Consider the following 16,334-nt stretch of genomic DNA (forward strand, 5'->3'; position numbering starts at 1 on the left):
TCAGTGGTTCCAGAAATAAACGGTTGCGGGTTCGGGCTCCCAAACGCGGGCGTCCTCGATGCCCGGCAGGCTGACCAGTGCGCGGTATTCGCTGCCGAACGCCACATATTGATCGGTCTCGGCCATGACCGCAGGTTTGCAGGCAATCGGATCCCGCACGACGCCGAACCCGTCCTTGGTGCCCACCACAAAGGTGTAGAACCCGTCAAGGTCATCCAACCCGGCCTCCAGCGCCTCGCCCAGGGTGCTGCCATTCTGCATTTTCCAGGTCAGATAGGCCGCCGCCACCTCTGTATCGTTAAGCGTCTCAACGGTGACACCTTCGCGCGCCAGTTTGCGGCGTAATGAGTTGTGATTGGAAAGCGAGCCGTTATGCACCAAGCATTGATCGGCCCCAGTGGAAAACGGATGCGCGCCCAGGGTCGTCACCGCCGATTCCGTGGCCATCCGAGTGTGTCCGATCCCGTGCGTGCCGGTCAGCTTGGGAATGTCAAAGCGGCGTGCCACGTCTTCGGGCAGGCCAACCTCCTTATAGATCTCAATGACTTCTCCGGCGCTCATCACCCTTGCATCGGGGCGCAGGTCTTTCAGCGCGGCGCGGGCCTCGGCCAGCTTGTTTTCGGGCAGATCGATCACAGCGTGGGTGTCAATTACACGGACCGAAAGATCGCCGCCGATCTCGGCAATCAGATCCCTGCCCAGATCGGCAAAATCGGTCTCCGGGTCCGCCGACTGAACGGTCAGCTTGGCATGCCCTTCCCGCGTGTCCCCATAGACCGCGATACCAGCACTATCCGGTCCGCGATCGGTCATAGTGATCAGCATCTCGGTCAGCATTTCGCCCAGTTTGGGCTCCAGTGATTTATCTTTCAGAAATAGTCCGACAATCCCACACATTGGCGTCTCCATGAATCATTCTGAAACAGGGTACAGATTCTCTTAAGCTTTTTCAACCATAAGAATTAATGTTTCCTGTCAGGAATAATTTCAATGGCTGGATTGGGGATAGGAAATCACCGAGAGATAGCGTGCTGGCAGCTTGATCAGCTGATCAGGTCCATGCGGCGCATCGGCATCGAAAAACAGACTGTCCCCCGGGCATAGATGAAAGCGTTTCTCGCCGTGGCGATAGCCCACCTCGCCCTCCAGCATGTAGAGAAGCTCGATCCCTTCATGCTGAAAGGTCGGGAAGGTGTCGGATTCTTCCGTCAGCGTAATCATGTAGGGCTCGACCACAACGCCACTGCCATTCGCCCCCAGATGCCCCAGCAGGTTGTACTGATGTCCTGCCCGAGTGCCCGCGCGCTCGGTTTCGATCGCGTCACCTGCCTTGACATGCACCGCCTCCCGGCGCTCCTCGAAGCGGCGAAAGAACGAGGTCACCGGCACGCTCAGCGCCGCCGACAGCGCCTGCAACGTGGTCAGCGAGGCCGAAGTAATGCCGTTCTCGATCTTGGAGAGCATGCCCACCGACAGACCGGTCACCTCAGCCAGATCGGCAACGGTCATACTGCGCTGCCGCCGGAAATCGCGTACCTCGCGGCCAATCGCCACCTCAAGGTTCTTTTCGCGGGTATCCCGAACCTTATGTGGGTCCTGGTTAAGCTTGCCGCTGGCCATATCGTCTTCCTCTTGGACCGACGTTTTGCCGGCTGTTGTCCAAGACTAAACCCTTGCGAGAGCGATGTAAAACAGCGCTGGTCAGCCGTTCATTTTTTCCCATTCCTCATTCAGAATGGGCGCCCCCAGTGCCATGGAGTGCACCCCCATGATCGAAGTCAGTTGCAGCACTTCCAAAATCTCTTCCTTGGTCGCGCCTTCACGCAGGGCATTCTGCATGTGCCGCCGCACGCCCGGCGCCCAAAGGTGGGTGGTGGCCGCGTTGATGGCGATGAATATCAATTCCTTGGTCTTCTGCGGCAGCGGGCCGTTCTTCTGCGGCACCGCGCGGAAGGCCAGAAATGCCTCAAGGTAATCCGGGTCCATTTCAGCCAGCATGTCCCACATCGGGTTCCAGTCGTCGGTCTGGCGCTGCGCCTCGGTCGAGGGATAGGTCTTTTCGGTCATGATGCCTCTTTCATCTCGGGTGTTTCGCGTCGGTCCTTCACCACGGTGATGCGGTTCATGCAGCGATAGGCTGGCAGGTAATCGGCCACTGCGTAATGCATGGTGCAGCGGTTGTCCCACATCGCCAGATCACCGGCGCGCCAACGCCAGCGGATCTGATCCTCGGGTTTGTTCATGTGATTGGCCAGCCAGGTTTTCAGCGCATTGGCCTCATTCGTCGGTAGACCAAGGATGTGGGTCACGAATGCCTCGTTGAAATTCAGGAACTTGCGGCCCGTCACCGGATGGGTGGCAATCAACGGGCGGATACTATGCCCGAACCGCGCCATACCCTCGTTCAGCTTATCCGGGCTTGCGCCAAAGGAATTACGAAAATCCCCCATGTCATGCACCGCCTCTAACCCCTCAAGATCGGCTTTCATGCCAGCGGGCAATCGATCATAGGCGGCATAGTTAGACGACCACATGGTATCGCCACCCACCTCGGGCACCACGCGGGCGACAAGGATCGACGCAAAGGGCTGTTGCACCTTGAATGTCAGATCTGTGTGCCAGCTATTGGTGTCGGGTGGTGCGCCGCTGTCATTTTCCAGCTTCACGATCCGTTCGAACCTGTCGACATGCGGATAAAGCGGATGCGGCGCGTCCAGTTCCCCAAAGCTTTCGGCCAGTGCCATATGCGCCTCTGGCGAAATATCCGTGCCGCGCAAAAAGATCACCTGATGCTCCAGCAATGCCTTATAGAGGCCGTCTGTGATAGCTTCGGTCAGAGCATTCACATCAATGCCGGAAATCTCAGCGCCAATGGCCGGTGTGATCTTTGCTGCGCGCATGGCGTTACCCTCCCCGGTGTTTGAAGCTGTCCCTCCGGAAAGAATAGAGAGCCGCCGGATCGACACTGACATCAACAACCGCCGGCTTGCCGCAGTCAAGCGCCGCCTCTATCGCCTGCGCCATTTCGTCCAGCGTTTCGGCCTTGTAGCCTTTGGCGCCATAAAGCTCCGCCAGCTTGTCGAAGGGCGGGCTTGAGATATCGGCGCCGATATAACGCTCGCCGAAGAAATCGCGCTGATAGGCTTTCTCTGCCCCCCAGCAGCGGTTGTTCATCACCACGGTGACGGTGTTGATGCCATAATCGACGGCCGTCGAAAGCTCGGAGACGGTCATGCCGAACCCGCCATCACCCATGAGCGAAATGATGGGCCGTTCCGGTGCCGCCAGCTTCAACCCCAGCCCACAGGCAAATGAAAAACCGACCAGCCCGAAATCAAGCGGGGTGAAGAGCGATTTGGGGTGCCAGTAATTCAATGCATCGGTGGCCTGCAGGCAGAGCGTACCCGCATCCATCGTCACCGCCGCATCTTTCGGCATCACATCGCGTAGCGTCTTGAACAGCCCCGACGGGTGGATCGGCATTGCATCGACCTGCGCCTCGGCATCACGTTTAGCCAGATAGGCCTCACGCTCGGCCTGAAAACCTATCGCCCAGGCATCCGCCGCGCCGCGGGTGTTGATCCGGCTCAGCGTATCGCGCAATTGCCGCGCCACGGTCGGTGCATCGCCCATGATCCCAATCTCGGCGGGAAAGTAGCGCCCGATGGCCGTGGGTTCCAGCTCCACATGGATGATCTTAGCGTCTTTATTAATATTATCATAGCTGTAGAAGGTGGCGTTAAAGCCGATCCGTGTGCCGAGGCCGAGGATCACGTCGGCCTCTTTCACCAACCGGGAGGCCACCACATTGCCGCGTGGTCCCATCTGGCCCGCATTCAGCGGGTGGCCAAACGGTATCGCATCGCCGTGACCGGGTGAGGTGACCACGGGACAATTCAACGCCTCAGCCAGGCGTAGGCAATCTTCTGCGCCGTCGGTGTTCTTGATCCCGCCCCCCGCGATGATCACCGGCTGATTGGCGCCTGCCAGCAATTTCGCGGCAGCCTCAATGGCCTCGGGTGCACCACCCGGAGCGGCAAACGGGCGATATTGCGCAGGCGTTTGGAATTCCTCGAACTCGGCCTGCGCCGACAACACGTCGCGCGGCAGATTGAGTTGCACCGGGCCGCGCCGGGGCGCCATCGCCTCGCGGTAGGCTTCGCGCAACATCTCGGGCACGCGATCCGCTGAAGTCGCCGTCCAGGTCTTCTTGGTGATCGGCTTGAACAGCGCGTCCTGATCGACCTCCTGAAAGGCATCACGGTAGCGGTGCCCGCTGGCCAATGCACCCGCGATACTGACCACCGGCGAATAGGCCGCCTTGGCCTGCGCCAGACCAGTCACAAGGTTGGTGGCACCGGGGCCGTTCTGCCCCGCTAAGATCACCCCAGCCTGCCCGCTCATCCGGGCGAAACCGTCGGCCATATGTGTGCCGGTACGCTCGTCATGTACACCGATGAACTTGATGTCATCCGCGTCATAAAGTGCGTCGAACATCTCCATCGTGGCCGATCCGATCAGCCCGAACACATGGCTGGTTCCCTCGGCGCGGATCGCCTCGACCGCCGCCTGACCACCTGTCATCTTTTTCATGTCGCGTTTCCTGTTACTTGTGTAAGCCCGCACATCAAAACCGGGCGCAATCCGTCAGCCCGGTAAAACCCGGCTCAAAAACTCCTTCACCGGCCCGGCAAAAAGATCGGGGCGTTCAACCAGCCCCATGTGTTGCAGCCCCGGCAGGATGATGACGCCAGAGTCTGCGATTTCCGAGCCGATGGCGTGGCTCATCGCCGGGGGCTGGCCGCTATCTTTCTCGCAGGTCATGACCAGCGTCGGATGGGTGATAGGCGGCTGAGGCCGGATCAGTTCGACCACGCCTGCGGCCAGCACGAAACGGTGCAGCGCGTAATTCTCGTGGTGATTGGCCATCACCACCTCGCGTACTTCCTGCAGCACCTCGGGGTGCTCGCGGCGGAAATCTTCGGTGAACCACCGTTCCAGCGTCGCATCAATCGTGGCCCCGGGCCCACCAGCCGAGGTATCGCGGGCGCGTTCCTCAACCAGTTTCTGCTGGTCCTCGCCGCGTTCATGCGGCGAGTTCAGAATGCACAGTGCCGATACCCGATCCGGATGATCCATCGCTACCCGACGATTGATCATCCCACCCAGTGAGAACCCGACCAGTGCCGCCTGTTCAATCCCAAGCTCGTCCATCAGCGCAATCAACTGTTCACTGAGCACGGTCAGGCTGGGCGTCTCCGTGGGCAGGGCGGTCTCACCATGTCCACACAAATCGTAGCTGAGTACGCGGAAATGTGTCGCGAGAAGTGGAATCATCTCACGGTACGTCGCGGCCCGCGTCAACCCGAGCCCGTGGATCATCGCCACGACAGGCGCGCCCTCGGGCCCGGTCAGATCATAGGCTGTGCCCGCCCTACTTACCGGCATCTAGACCCCCGCCGGATTATCAACGTCGCGCCCCATCTCTTTGAGGTCCGCATAGCGATCACCGATCCGGTGGTTGGGATGCCCGCCCAGTGACGCGCCAAGGGCCACGACCATCTCATCCTCGGCGGGGGCGTCGGGAATGCTGGTATGGATGGTTTGATAATGCGAGCGCCGCCCGCCATCATCCTTGTCCATTAGCGGGATCATCAGCGACGTACCCGCAGCCCCGCGCGTGTTGCTGAATACCAGATAGGATTTGGCATTCACCGCATCACGGTACTGATTGCCGAACCAAAGCGTATGGGTCAGCGCCTGCGCGTGTTCGACCTCTCCGCCCATACCCACAACCGAGGCTTTGCCATACCCCTCAACCGTACCGCCGGTTTCCTTGAGGATCATATCCGTCAGCATCTTACCCAGTACCGGTCCGTGTTCTTTGATTTCGGGGCTCAGGTCTTCGACATGGCCACGTCCGAACCACGGGTTGCGGATGATCGCCGCAGCAGTCACCAGTTTCGTAGGTTCGGCGACCTCTTTCCAGCCCTCTTTATAGGTGGTCTGAACGAGGGTCAGAGTACGACGTATTTCAACCGGCATGGGCCAGCTCCTTTTCGGTAAACTCAGGCATCACCTGATCAATGAACAATTTAAGCGACCGTTTCTGCTGATCCATGTCCATGCCCATCGAGGCATAATAGAGGAAGCCGTCAACACCGATTTCTTCGTATTTCTTCAGTTTGGTGATCACCTGCTCAGGCGAGCCGAACATCAGGTTCTCTTCCAGCAGTTCGGGATCAACCCTTGCATTGCCCTCAAGGCTATCGAGCGGCACCCGGTCCGGAAAGCCGTTGACCACATCGCCAGACTTCATCATCAGATTGCCAAATTGGCTGAGTTGAACCCGAATGGCATCCATCGCCGCTTTGCGATCCGCTTCGTTGTCATAAACCGCCGTGTGGCGCATCACCGCCCAGTTGCCGGTGTACTCGCCGTCGTGTTTGGCAATCGCATCGTCCAGTCGCGCGCGATAGGTCTCGGCCTCGGAAAACGGCATCGTCAGCGGCCAGCTCAGGATGTTGCAATTGTGCTCTACCGCGTAGTCGAAAGTGATCGGCGCGCGCGCTGCGACCCAGATAGGCACATCCTTTTGCACCGGTTTGGGGCAGGAGGTGGCGGTGGGGAAATGCCAGAACTCGCCATTATGCGTGTAGTCGCCCTTCCACAGTTCCTTCACCACGGGAAGCATTTCCTGCATGTAGCGCCAACTGTCTTTCTGATCGAGACCCGGTTTCATCCGGTCGAATTCGCGTTGATAGGCACCAGAGCCGATACCAAATTCCAGGCGGCCGTCACTGACAAGGTCAAGGAAAGCCGCCTCGCCCGCCAGGTTGATCGGGTGCCAGTAGGCGGCATTGACGACACCGACACCGAGGCGAATATTTTTCGCGTGCTCGCCCCACCAGGTCAGGATCTGGAACGGGTTGGGAGCAATGGTCATCTCCATCGCGTGATGCTCGGCGGCCCAGGCGATTTCAAACCCCGCCGCATCAGCCATCTTGACCATTTCCAGCGTATGATCGCGCACAGCCTTCATATCCGTGCTGTCGTCCATCCGCTCCAGATTGATCGCCAGTTGGAATTTCATCATTCTTCTCCCTTGCTTAGCGCGCCACAAACTGGCTGCCCAGTGGCTCGGACGAGGTATTCATCCACACCGTCTTGGGGCGCGTATAGTCGTAAATCGCCTGGAACCCGCTTTCGCGGCCATAGCCCGAGTTTTTCATGCCGCCGAATTCGGCAATGGGTGACACCGCACGGTAGGTATTCACCCACACGATCCCGGCGCGCACCGAACGGCTCATCCTGAGCGCCCGGGCGATGTCTCGGGTAAAGATTCCCGCCGCCAGCCCGTGCTCGGTATCGTTCGCCAAAGCCAGCGCCTCTGCCTCGGTTCTGAAGCGCAGCACGCTCAGCACCGGGCCGAAAAGCTCGGTATCGACGATCTCCAGATGCGGGCCGGGGCAGTCGATGATCGTGGGCTCATAGAACATGTCGCTGCCCTGCCCCTCGGCCCGTTTGCCGCCACAGAGCACCTTGCCGCCCTGTTCGACCGCCTTGGCCACCTGCTGCTCGATATTCTCAAGCTGACCATAGGTGCAGAGCGGTCCCATCTCGGTCTCGTCCAGCATCGGATCACCGATCTTGGCCTCGTTGGCGATCTTGACCATCCGGGCAAGGAATGCGTCAGCAATATCTTCATGTACGATCAGACGTGACCCGGCGACGCAGGACTGTCCCGACGCGGCAAAAATACCTGAGACCGAGCCGTTGACCGCGCTTTCAATATCCGCGTCATCAAAGACGATGAAGGGCGACTTGCCGCCCAGTTCCAGTGAGACCTCGGCGAAATTATTGGTCGAGTTGCGCAAAATATGCTTTGCCGCCACCGGCCCACCGGTAAAGGAAATCCGCGACACCAGCGGGTGCGAGGTCAGCACCTTGCCGCAGGGGTCAGCATGACCGGTCACGATGTTGATGACGCCATCGGGGATGCCCGCCTTGGCGAAAAGCTGGCCGAATTCCAGAATGACCGCCGGGGCGAATTCCGAGGTTTTCAGGACCACTGTGTTGCCCGCCGCCAGCGCCGGGCCGATTTTGACCGCGGTCAGGAACATCTGAGAATTCCACGGCACCACGGCGGCTATCACACCCAACGGCTCCCGCTGGGTGAATACAAACATGTCGGGCTTGTCGATCGGCAGGGTCTCGCCATGCACTTTGTCAGCGGCGCCCGCGTAGAAATGAAGAAATTCGGCAATGTATTTTGACTGCCAGCGGGTTTCCTTAAGCATCTTGCCGGTATCGCGGGTCTCGACCTCGCCGAAAAACTCCGAATTTTCCGCCAACAGATCCGCCAGACGCCGCAGGCAATGACCGCGTTCCGTGGCCGTCATCTGCGCCCAGGGTCCTTCGTAGCAGGCGGTATGTGCGGCACGCACTGCCCTGTCGATATCCTCGGCGGTGGCTTCAGGCACTCGCGCCCATTCCTCGCCCGTGGATGGGTTTGAGGTGGCAAAGGTGCCGCCATCGCTGGCATCCACCCAAGCGCCGCCGATCAACATCTGATAGGTCTTCATGTGGTTCTTACTTTCTTATTCCGCCGCAATGACCTGCGGCACTACCCGATGATAGCTGCCGGCGCGGTACGTCAGCGGTGGTGCCTCGGTATCGACAACATCTCTCACATGCCCGATCAGGATCAGGTGGCTCCCCGAGCGGATGCTTTGTTGCAGATCGCAGGCAAACCCAGTCGCACCGACAATAACCGGCGCATCGCCGTCGCAGGCCACCCCATCGAACCTGTCGACCACCCGTTCATCATGCCGCCCGGCAAACCGATCGGCGATCCATGGTTCATTCTCGGGCAGCACATTGACACAGAACCGCCCATTAGCGGTGACAGCCTTCGCAATCCGGCTTTCGGCGAAAAGGCAAACCAGCACCGTAGGCGGATCGGCTGAAACCGAAGAAAACGCGCTGACCGTAGCGCCAAAACGCCCGGCCTCACCGTCCGTGGTCACCACAGTGACCGACGAGGCCACACCGCGCATGGCGGAGATGAACTTTTCTCGCGGAACCAGCCCGCCTACGTCTCGGAACATTGTCGAACTTCCTCCGTTGTTCGCGCCTCAGAGAGGATGTTTCAGACCCTGCCACAAAAATATAATTCTTGAAATTGAATTATTTTGCGACATAAGTTCACGATATTCGAACTAAGAGACGATGATATGAACATTACTTCGCTGCAGACCTTTCTGGCCATCGTCGAAACCGGTAGCCTTGTGCGCGCCTCGGAACAGATGAACGTGACCCAATCCACCGTTACCGCGCGGCTAAACACGCTTGAGGATCACCTGGGCACCCAACTTCTGAACCGGCAGAAATCCGGCACCACGCTGACCCCGGCGGGTACGAAATTTCTGCGATATGCCAGGGCCATGGCCGGCATCTGGCGGCAGGCGAAACATGCTACCGCCCTACCCTCGGGGTTTGATTCGATCTGCACGTTCGGCTGTGACCGCGAGTTGTGGCACGGACCCGGTCGCGGTTTTTTTAACGGGCTGATGTCAGGTCAACCGGAAATGGCAGTTTCGGTACATCAGGGTAGCGGTCGCGATCTCGAATCCTGGTTGGCCGAAGGGATGGTCGATGTGGTTTTGACTTACGAATCCGGTGCACGCAGCAATCAGACGATCCATCCGCTGCCGCCCGAGGAACTGGTTCTTTACTCAAATCACCCCGACACGCCGATCGACGCCGACCCGCGCTACATCTTTGTCGATCATGGCCCTGACTACCGCAAGCTGCATGACGAGACCTATCATAATGCGGGTGTGGACCGGATCAGCTTCGACAGTTCCTGGTGGGCGTTGCAATGCATGCTCGATCGCGGCGGTTCGGCCTATCTGCCGCGCGCACTTGCCGACCCTTTTGCCGCCCGTGGCGACATTCACGTGCTGAAGGACGGGCCGGTCTTCACCCGCAAGAAAAATCTTATCGTGAATGACCTGGTTGCCCAGAACTGGCACTGGCTGCCCGCACTGATCGAACGGTTGTCAGAGCCGGCGGCGGCGCATCCGGCGGATAAAACAGATGACGCCACGGCGCAAAACGGCCCGATATGATTCTCGTATCCTGATCAGCCCATGATCATCCCATGCGGGCCTGTCAGGACTGAAACAGCAAAGCGCAACCTTGTTAGCCGCGCCGTCAATCGTGCCATATGACGCACAGTTGGGTCACTGTATCGTAGCTGAATATCATATGCTGGCTATATCATATTCAGAAAACTGGACCTATCTATATTCGGGTTTACCGAAGTTAACGTTCACAAACTTTAACTTTCACGAAGAAAGATTATCTGAAACACTTGTCACACCGGGCTGCCTTGTGATCCTATCTCGCCAGGCAGGACCATATCTGCTCGCCGCAATGCGGCACTAGGGAGAAAAGACAAAAAAATACACCTGAAAACACCAAAAGGAATCCGCGCAAAAGCGGAGCAAATAGCGTTCGCGAGATGCTAACAACCAACGTAAGAGGAGATACTTTATGAAAAAACTTACAGCCCTGATGGGATCAACCATGATGGCAATGGCCGCGCCGGCGATGGCCGCCGATATCGTCATCGGCGTTCCAAACTGGCCGTCAGTCAACGCCACGGCGCACATCCTTAAAGTTGCCATCGAACAGAACATGGGTCTTGAGGTCGAACTGCAAAACGGTACCAACCCCATCGTTTTTGAGGCGATGGATAGCGGCGCCATGCATGTGCATCCCGAGGTCTGGATGCCGAACCAGCAGAACCTGCACGACACCTATGTGAAGGACAAAGCCTCGGTCTCTATGAACCCTAACGGCGTCGAAGCGTTCCAGGGAATGTGCGTGGATCAGGGTACCGCCGACAAGCATGGCATCACCTCGATCGAAGATCTGACCAACCCTGATATTGCTGCCCTCTTTGACAGCAATGGCGATGGTCAGGGCGAGCTTTGGATCGGTGCACCCGGCTGGGCCTCGACCAATGTCGAGAAAATTCGCGCCAAATCCTACGGCTACTCCGAGACGATGGAACTGACCGAGATCGACGAGACCGTGGCTTACGCCAATCTCGACAACGCGATCAAGGCGGGCGATCCCTGGGCCGGCTTCTGCTACACGCCGCACTATGTTTTCGCGCTGCATGACATGCAGATCCTCGAGGAGCCTGCCTATGACGCTGCCAAGTGGAACGTAACGCAGCCCACCGACGACCCGAACTGGCTGGAAATTTCCGATGCAGGCGTTGCCTGGGACCTGGCTTATCTGCACGTCCACTACGCCAAGTCGTTGGAAGACTCGCACCCGGACGTTGCCAAGATGCTGTCGAACGTGAAATTCGACACTGACACGGTTTCGGCGATGACCTACGCGCTGGTGATCGACAAGCAGGAACCGCTTGCCTACGCCGAAGCCTGGGTAGCCGAGAATGAAGATGCCGTACTGGGCTGGATGTCCGAGTGATCGGCACCATCAACCAGTAAGGTAACGGCAGGCCGCCGGGCAGTCCCCCGGCGGCCTGTTGCTCATCAGGGGGAAATAAATGAACGATACAGTCGTCAAGCTGACGGATGTCTGGAAGATCTTCGGCACCCGCGCCGACGAAGCCATGGCCGCCGTCAAGGCCGAAGGGATCGGCAAGCCCGAAGTGTTAGAGCGTTTCCAATGTGTTGTCGGGGTTCAGGGCGCCACATTCGATGTCCCGCGCGGCGAAATTTTCTGCATCATGGGCCTTTCCGGATCGGGTAAATCCACCCTCGTGCGTCACGTCAACCGACTGATCGAGCCCACCGCGGGCAAGATCGAGATCATGGGACAGGATGTGTCCGCCATCTCCGAGACCGAGTTGCGCCGCATTCGCGCCCAGCAGATCGGTATGGTGTTCCAGCACATGGCGCTGATGCCGCACCGATCGGTACGCGACAACGTCGCCTATCCCCTTGAAATCCGTAAGGTTCCCAAATCGAAACGCTGGGCGATCTCGGATCATGCCCTTGGCCTCGTGGATCTGACTGGTTATGAGGATCGATTGCCCAAGGAACTTTCAGGCGGCATGCAGCAACGCGTTGGCATCGCCCGCGCGCTGGCCTCCGACCCCGAAATCCTGCTGATGGACGAGCCGTTCTCGGCGCTCGATCCACTTATCCGGCTGCAACTTCAGGACCAGTTCAAGGCACTGGTGGCACAACTCAAGAAAACCACGCTTTTCATCACACATGACCTTGATGAGGCAATTCGCATCGGCCACCGCATCGCCATCATGAAAGACGGGGTGATCGTCCAGATTGGCACGCCCGAGGATATCGTGATGAACCCGGCCGATGAATATGTCCGCGAGTTCGTGCAGGGCATCTCCAAGCTCAAACTGGTCAAGGCCCATTCGATCATGGAGCCTCTCGACAGCTATAAGGGCGATCTCAACGGCGCCCCGCGCGCCGATCACGGCGCCGATCTGGACCAGTTGATTGATCTGGCGGTCGAAACCGATCAGCCAGTCGTCATCACCGATAGCGGCGCCGATGTCGGCATCGTCACCAAACCACGCCTGCTGCGTGGCATCCAGGGGGGCAAAAATGACTGATGCAACCACCGAAATGAAAGTCACCGCCGCCTCGGATATCGAGGTTGACCGCGACGCGCTTGATGCCTCGATCCATGAGTTTGCCGAGGTCAGTGGCGACTACTATGTGAACTCTTTCCACAAGATCCACGATGCCACCGGCATCCTGCCCAATACGTTCAATCTCTGGGCGGCAGTGCTCGGTCCGCTTTGGGCCGCGTCACGTGCGATCTGGGGGGTTTTCTGGGCCTTCCTTATCCTTGAGGTGATCGCCTGGGTTCAGATCGGCCGTGGCTGGTGGGGTAATCCCGGCGCCGATATGGCCGACCGCGCAGCCCGCCAAAGCGCCCGCGCGCAGGAATTGATGGACAAGGCCAATGCTGCGACAGAACAAACCGATATCGATCGATTCAGCAAACTGGCCGAGAATATCCAGGCCGCAGCTGACAAAAGCATGGTCCAGGCAGACGCCTCCCAGGCCGAGGCGTTTAGCATCATGGTGACGGGTTTTCTGCTCCTACTGATCTTCAAGCTGATTCAGGGTTTTTATGCAAACCAGGTCTATGAAAAACAGTATTCCAACTGGCGGATCGATCCGGAAAATACTGAAAGCGGTCGCGCGCCGCGCAACGCCATCATGGGGGCGTTGCTGACCGCTGCCATTGGACCACTCATCGTCTACAAATTTACGGTAAGCACGTCGATGGTGCTGCTTGATGAATTCCCCGAAGAGCCCGTATCAAAGGTGATTCTGGGCGAGGGGAACGGCACGCTTTATGCAACCCTCGCCAAATGGATGGAGGCGCGGATTGACGCGGCCGCCATCGCGGGCGGGGATGTGTTCGACGGGATCGTAGCCGGTGTCCGCACCGTGCTCGATGCGCTTACGCTGGCGCTGAATGGCTCACCCTGGCCCGTGGTTATGCTGGTCATTGCGGTGACCGCCTGGCGAGCCGCAGGGCCGCGCGTGGCGATCTTCACCGTGGCATCGATGGCCTATGTCGCTGTGCTGGGTTATTGGGCCACCGCGATGGAAACCGTGGCGCTTGTTGGCGCATCGGTAATCCTCTGCGTGGTGATCGGCATTCCGCTGGGTATCTGGTTTGGCAAGTCGCGCCGCGCCTACCGCGCCGCCGAGCCGGTACTGGATCTGATGCAGACCCTGCCCGCCTTCGTCTACCTGATCCCGGTGATTGCCTTCTTTGGCACCGGCAACCCGCCTGGTATTCTGGCCACGATCATCTTTGGCATGCCGCCGGTCATTCGACTGACCGCACTGGGTATGCGCGGTGTACCGGAAAGCATCAAGGAAGCTGCTGTGGCCTTTGGTGCCTCCAAGTGGCAACTTCTGAAGGATGTCGAGATTCCGTTGGCGCTGCCTTCGATCATGACCGGCGTCAACCAGACCATCCTGATGTGTCTCAGCATGGTGGTGATCATCTCACTTATCGGTGGTGGCGGGCTGGGAAAGGACGTGCTTGAGGCGCTGCAATATGCGGCTAAAGGCCAGGGCCTGCTTGCCGGTTTCGCCATCCTCTTCCTCGCGATGGTGATGGACCGTATCGTTCAAGGTGCCTTCCGCCGCGAAGACCAGAAAGACTGATAAAGCTGATGCAGGCCCGCCTTTCAGCGCCGGGCCTGCCCTTTCATCATTCCGGGAAACAACCATTTCCCGGCTGCAACCAAGAAGATTACCTAAGATGACCGATGCCTACCAGAAATCCATGATGGACAACCTTTATTGGTGGGGCATCCCCACCATGTTCCGGTGCCCCAACGAAGGCCCCGAAGGCAAGGATATCGCCCTTGTCGGCGTGCCGCATTCCACTGGTAACGGCACCACCGAACGCGACCAGCACCTTGGTCCCCGCGCCCTGCGACATGTCTCGGCGGTGCAACGCCGCGTGCATTCCCTGTTCGGCATAGACCCCTGGAACAGCTGCAACATCGCGGATGTGGGCGACGTGCCCTTCCCTCGGGCCAATGACAATGAGGATTGCATTCAGCGGATCACCGATTTCTACGCTCAGATCGACAAAGCAGGCACACGGCCCGTATCCGTAGGCGGCGATCACTCGATCACCGGTGGTATCGTACAGGCCTTGGGCTGCGGCGCCATCGCGCAAGGCCAGCCGGTTAGCTTTCTGCATCTCGACGCCCATACGGATGTCTTCACCAAGGTCGACCATTTCCTAGGTGCCAAGAAATCCGCGGCGCATTGGGGCGCCTATCTGGCAGATCAGGGCAAGGTCGACCCGAGTCGCTCCATGCAGATCGGATTGCGCGGTCACCCCCGTAGCCTTGACTGGCTGCAACCATCCTACGATTACGGCTACAACATTGTAACTATGGGGGAATTTCGCGAACGCGGCCTTGCGAACGTGGTAGCGCAAACAAAAGAAGTACTTGGTGACAGACCTGTTTACATCACATTTGATCTCGACTGTCTCGACCCCACAATCGCCCCTGCCGTGTCAAATCTCGAACCCGGGGAAAAGGGGTTCGACATCGACGAGGCCGTCGGCATCCTGCGCGCTGCTCGTGGCCTGAATATCATCGGTGGAGACGTGGTTTGCATGATGCCAACAAAGGATTCTCCTAACAATATCACTGCCTTGACCGCTGCGGCGGTGATGTTCGAGATGATCTCGATGATTGCTGAAAATTGCGCGAATACTGTCTCTAACGCAAGTTAGTTTCGCACTGATGCAACGTGCAGGGCGTTAACGCCTCCCTCATTTGCTTCTGCCTAAACTCTGTCTCAAATGTACCTCACATTGCAGTGATGCAACAAAACTTGTCTGGTTTCGGCCCTAATTTCGGCCCAGAATTGGGTCACTGTCTGCAAGTGTACATTGTAACCGGGCTCGTTCAGCCCACATCAGGCTGGATGGCTGCCCCCAGGAAAAAGGAGCAGACCAATGGCAACAGCCGCACCTCCGAACCCACCCACCAAGGACGAGAACAAACCCGCGAATGCGAGTGTTCAATCCCATCCGGGCACACGAACACCAAAACCGACACCGATGGTATTTACCGATTTCGCCAGCATTTAATCGCTGGATTCTGTTGTTTTTGGACGAGTAAAGGGCGTTTTGGTATTGACGCCGACCATACCGGAGAATTCGGTAGGGCGACATTAGATAACACATCTAATAGACTGTTATATCAGCTTATTTTTCCCTCTTATCTCGTACAATCGCGGCAGACAATCGCTTGGAAAACGAACAGTTTTCAGCGATTTAACCTACAAATTCCACAACTGCATACTTATGTATACAGTATGAGAGATACGATTCAGCAAGATATGGACGCCGAACTGGAAAAGCTTCACCTGTTTGCGCGCCGGATGGATGCCCTGTTTCGTATCCCGGGCACCAGACTGACCGTCGGCATAGACAACCTTTTGGGTTTTCTGCCGGTGATCGGCGACGCCGCGGCCCTGGCCCCCGCCCTCTGGCTGGTCTGGCGGGCACGGCAGTTGGGTGCCACCACAGGCGCGCAAATCGTCATGCTGGGAAACCTTGCGATTGACATGATCATCGGCTCAGTCCCACTGATCGGTGATCTCTTTGACATCGCCTACAACGCCAATATCCGCAACGTCCGCCTGCTTGAAGCAAACCTCGCCAAACGCTCGACCCGGGCACAGGTGGTGACGCGACCCGAGATACCGGCATGAATAGGGCGGCTGCATCTGCATGCGCCGCCCATAAACAAATCTCTG

General features: G+C 58.3%; 17 protein-coding genes. 7 read left to right on the top strand and 10 right to left on the bottom strand.

What is annotated here, in order from left to right; all coding sequences use genetic code 11:
• From LC334_RS08575 to LC334_RS08620, 10 genes are all read right to left on the bottom strand, one after another.
• Complete coding sequence (locus LC334_RS08575; RefSeq protein ID WP_085800177.1) at window positions 1–897, bottom strand: class II glutamine amidotransferase; 897 nt, start codon at window positions 895–897, stop codon at window positions 1–3.
• Window positions 898–987: 90 nt separating this feature from the next.
• On the bottom strand, window positions 988–1,620 hold the full coding sequence (locus LC334_RS08580; RefSeq protein ID WP_085800176.1) for a helix-turn-helix domain-containing protein: 633 nt from the start codon (window positions 1,618–1,620) through the stop codon (window positions 988–990).
• 81 nt (window positions 1,621–1,701) lie between these two features.
• Window positions 1,702–2,067 (bottom strand): carboxymuconolactone decarboxylase family protein, encoded by a 366-nt coding sequence (locus LC334_RS08585; protein ID WP_085800175.1) that lies wholly within the window; start codon window positions 2,065–2,067, stop codon window positions 1,702–1,704.
• Window positions 2,064–2,900 carry a TauD/TfdA family dioxygenase gene (locus LC334_RS08590; RefSeq protein WP_085800174.1) on the bottom strand — a complete coding sequence of 279 codons (837 nt, stop codon included), beginning with the start codon at window positions 2,898–2,900 and terminating at the stop codon, window positions 2,064–2,066. The genes LC334_RS08585 and LC334_RS08590 overlap by 4 nt, the downstream gene beginning before the upstream one ends.
• Window positions 2,901–2,904: 4 nt before the next feature.
• On the bottom strand, window positions 2,905–4,593 hold the full coding sequence (locus tag LC334_RS08595; protein ID WP_085800173.1) for a thiamine pyrophosphate-binding protein: 1,689 nt from the start codon (window positions 4,591–4,593) through the stop codon (window positions 2,905–2,907).
• Between the two features lie 54 nt (window positions 4,594–4,647).
• Window positions 4,648–5,448 carry an alpha/beta fold hydrolase gene (locus LC334_RS08600; RefSeq protein WP_085800172.1) on the bottom strand — a complete coding sequence of 267 codons (801 nt, stop codon included), beginning with the start codon at window positions 5,446–5,448 and terminating at the stop codon, window positions 4,648–4,650.
• Entirely contained in the window at window positions 5,449–6,045 is a 597-nt protein-coding gene (locus LC334_RS08605) for an amino acid synthesis family protein (protein WP_085800171.1), read from the bottom strand. It abuts the gene before it with no gap.
• Entirely contained in the window at window positions 6,035–7,093 is a 1,059-nt protein-coding gene (locus tag LC334_RS08610; protein ID WP_085800242.1) for an LLM class flavin-dependent oxidoreductase, read from the bottom strand. Before LC334_RS08610 ends, LC334_RS08605 begins: the two co-directional genes overlap by 11 nt.
• A gap of 16 nt (window positions 7,094–7,109) precedes the next feature.
• Window positions 7,110–8,585 (bottom strand): aldehyde dehydrogenase, encoded by a 1,476-nt coding sequence (locus LC334_RS08615; protein ID WP_085800170.1) that lies wholly within the window; start codon window positions 8,583–8,585, stop codon window positions 7,110–7,112.
• A 15-nt stretch (window positions 8,586–8,600) separates the two neighbouring features.
• The gene (locus LC334_RS08620; protein WP_223412922.1) at window positions 8,601–9,110 is read right to left on the bottom strand and encodes a flavin reductase family protein; all 510 of its coding nucleotides are present in this window, start codon (window positions 9,108–9,110) and stop codon (window positions 8,601–8,603) included.
• Window positions 9,111–9,236: 126 nt separating this feature from the next.
• Between LC334_RS08620 and LC334_RS08625 the strand changes: the two genes are divergently transcribed.
• The 7 genes from LC334_RS08625 (at window position 9,237) to LC334_RS08650 (ending at window position 16,289) form a co-directional block, all read left to right on the top strand.
• Window positions 9,237–10,133, top strand: coding sequence for a LysR family transcriptional regulator (locus tag LC334_RS08625; RefSeq protein WP_085800169.1), 897 nt, complete (start codon window positions 9,237–9,239; stop codon window positions 10,131–10,133).
• 427 nt (window positions 10,134–10,560) lie between these two features.
• Complete coding sequence (locus LC334_RS08630; protein ID WP_085800168.1) at window positions 10,561–11,511, top strand: ABC transporter substrate-binding protein; 951 nt, start codon at window positions 10,561–10,563, stop codon at window positions 11,509–11,511.
• A 79-nt stretch (window positions 11,512–11,590) separates the two neighbouring features.
• Window positions 11,591–12,628 (top strand): quaternary amine ABC transporter ATP-binding protein, encoded by a 1,038-nt coding sequence (locus tag LC334_RS08635; protein ID WP_085800167.1) that lies wholly within the window; start codon window positions 11,591–11,593, stop codon window positions 12,626–12,628.
• A complete protein-coding gene (locus LC334_RS08640) occupies window positions 12,621–14,210 on the top strand; it encodes an ABC transporter permease (protein ID WP_085800166.1) in 1,590 nt (529 codons plus the stop codon). The genes LC334_RS08635 and LC334_RS08640 overlap by 8 nt, the downstream gene beginning before the upstream one ends.
• 97 nt (window positions 14,211–14,307) lie before the next feature.
• Window positions 14,308–15,303 carry an arginase family protein gene (locus tag LC334_RS08645; protein WP_085800165.1) on the top strand — a complete coding sequence of 332 codons (996 nt, stop codon included), beginning with the start codon at window positions 14,308–14,310 and terminating at the stop codon, window positions 15,301–15,303.
• A 225-nt stretch (window positions 15,304–15,528) separates the two neighbouring features.
• Window positions 15,529–15,663 (top strand): hypothetical protein, encoded by a 135-nt coding sequence (locus LC334_RS23030; protein ID WP_263286398.1) that lies wholly within the window; start codon window positions 15,529–15,531, stop codon window positions 15,661–15,663.
• Window positions 15,664–15,890: 227 nt separating this feature from the next.
• Window positions 15,891–16,289: a DUF4112 domain-containing protein gene (locus tag LC334_RS08650; RefSeq protein ID WP_085800164.1), complete on the top strand. Its 399-nt coding sequence runs from the start codon at window positions 15,891–15,893 to the stop codon at window positions 16,287–16,289.
• Window positions 16,290–16,334: the final 45 nt, after the last annotated feature.

The sequence above is a fragment of the Roseovarius aestuarii genome (assembly GCF_019966515.1).
In the GTDB taxonomy this organism is placed as follows: domain Bacteria; phylum Pseudomonadota; class Alphaproteobacteria; order Rhodobacterales; family Rhodobacteraceae; genus Roseovarius; species Roseovarius aestuarii.

Bases quoted from the DNA above. Each gene is read 5' to 3' on its own strand.
- LC334_RS08575 (WP_085800177.1), bottom strand. From the start codon at position 897: ATGTGTGGGATTGTCGGACTATTTCTGAAAGATAAATCACTGGAGCCC.
- LC334_RS08580 (WP_085800176.1), bottom strand. From the start codon at position 1,620: ATGGCCAGCGGCAAGCTTAACCAGGACCCACATAAGGTTCGGGATACC.
- LC334_RS08585 (WP_085800175.1), bottom strand. From the start codon at position 2,067: ATGACCGAAAAGACCTATCCCTCGACCGAGGCGCAGCGCCAGACCGAC.
- LC334_RS08590 (WP_085800174.1), bottom strand. From the start codon at position 2,900: ATGCGCGCAGCAAAGATCACACCGGCCATTGGCGCTGAGATTTCCGGC.
- LC334_RS08595 (WP_085800173.1), bottom strand. From the start codon at position 4,593: ATGAAAAAGATGACAGGTGGTCAGGCGGCGGTCGAGGCGATCCGCGCC.
- LC334_RS08600 (WP_085800172.1), bottom strand. From the start codon at position 5,448: ATGCCGGTAAGTAGGGCGGGCACAGCCTATGATCTGACCGGGCCCGAG.
- LC334_RS08605 (WP_085800171.1), bottom strand. From the start codon at position 6,045: ATGCCGGTTGAAATACGTCGTACTCTGACCCTCGTTCAGACCACCTAT.
- LC334_RS08610 (WP_085800242.1), bottom strand. From the start codon at position 7,093: ATGAAATTCCAACTGGCGATCAATCTGGAGCGGATGGACGACAGCACG.
- LC334_RS08615 (WP_085800170.1), bottom strand. From the start codon at position 8,585: ATGAAGACCTATCAGATGTTGATCGGCGGCGCTTGGGTGGATGCCAGC.
- LC334_RS08620 (WP_223412922.1), bottom strand. From the start codon at position 9,110: ATGTTCCGAGACGTAGGCGGGCTGGTTCCGCGAGAAAAGTTCATCTCC.
- LC334_RS08625 (WP_085800169.1), top strand. From the start codon at position 9,237: ATGAACATTACTTCGCTGCAGACCTTTCTGGCCATCGTCGAAACCGGT.
- LC334_RS08630 (WP_085800168.1), top strand. From the start codon at position 10,561: ATGAAAAAACTTACAGCCCTGATGGGATCAACCATGATGGCAATGGCC.
- LC334_RS08635 (WP_085800167.1), top strand. From the start codon at position 11,591: ATGAACGATACAGTCGTCAAGCTGACGGATGTCTGGAAGATCTTCGGC.
- LC334_RS08640 (WP_085800166.1), top strand. From the start codon at position 12,621: ATGACTGATGCAACCACCGAAATGAAAGTCACCGCCGCCTCGGATATC.
- LC334_RS08645 (WP_085800165.1), top strand. From the start codon at position 14,308: ATGACCGATGCCTACCAGAAATCCATGATGGACAACCTTTATTGGTGG.
- LC334_RS23030 (WP_263286398.1), top strand. From the start codon at position 15,529: ATGGCAACAGCCGCACCTCCGAACCCACCCACCAAGGACGAGAACAAA.
- LC334_RS08650 (WP_085800164.1), top strand. From the start codon at position 15,891: ATGAGAGATACGATTCAGCAAGATATGGACGCCGAACTGGAAAAGCTT.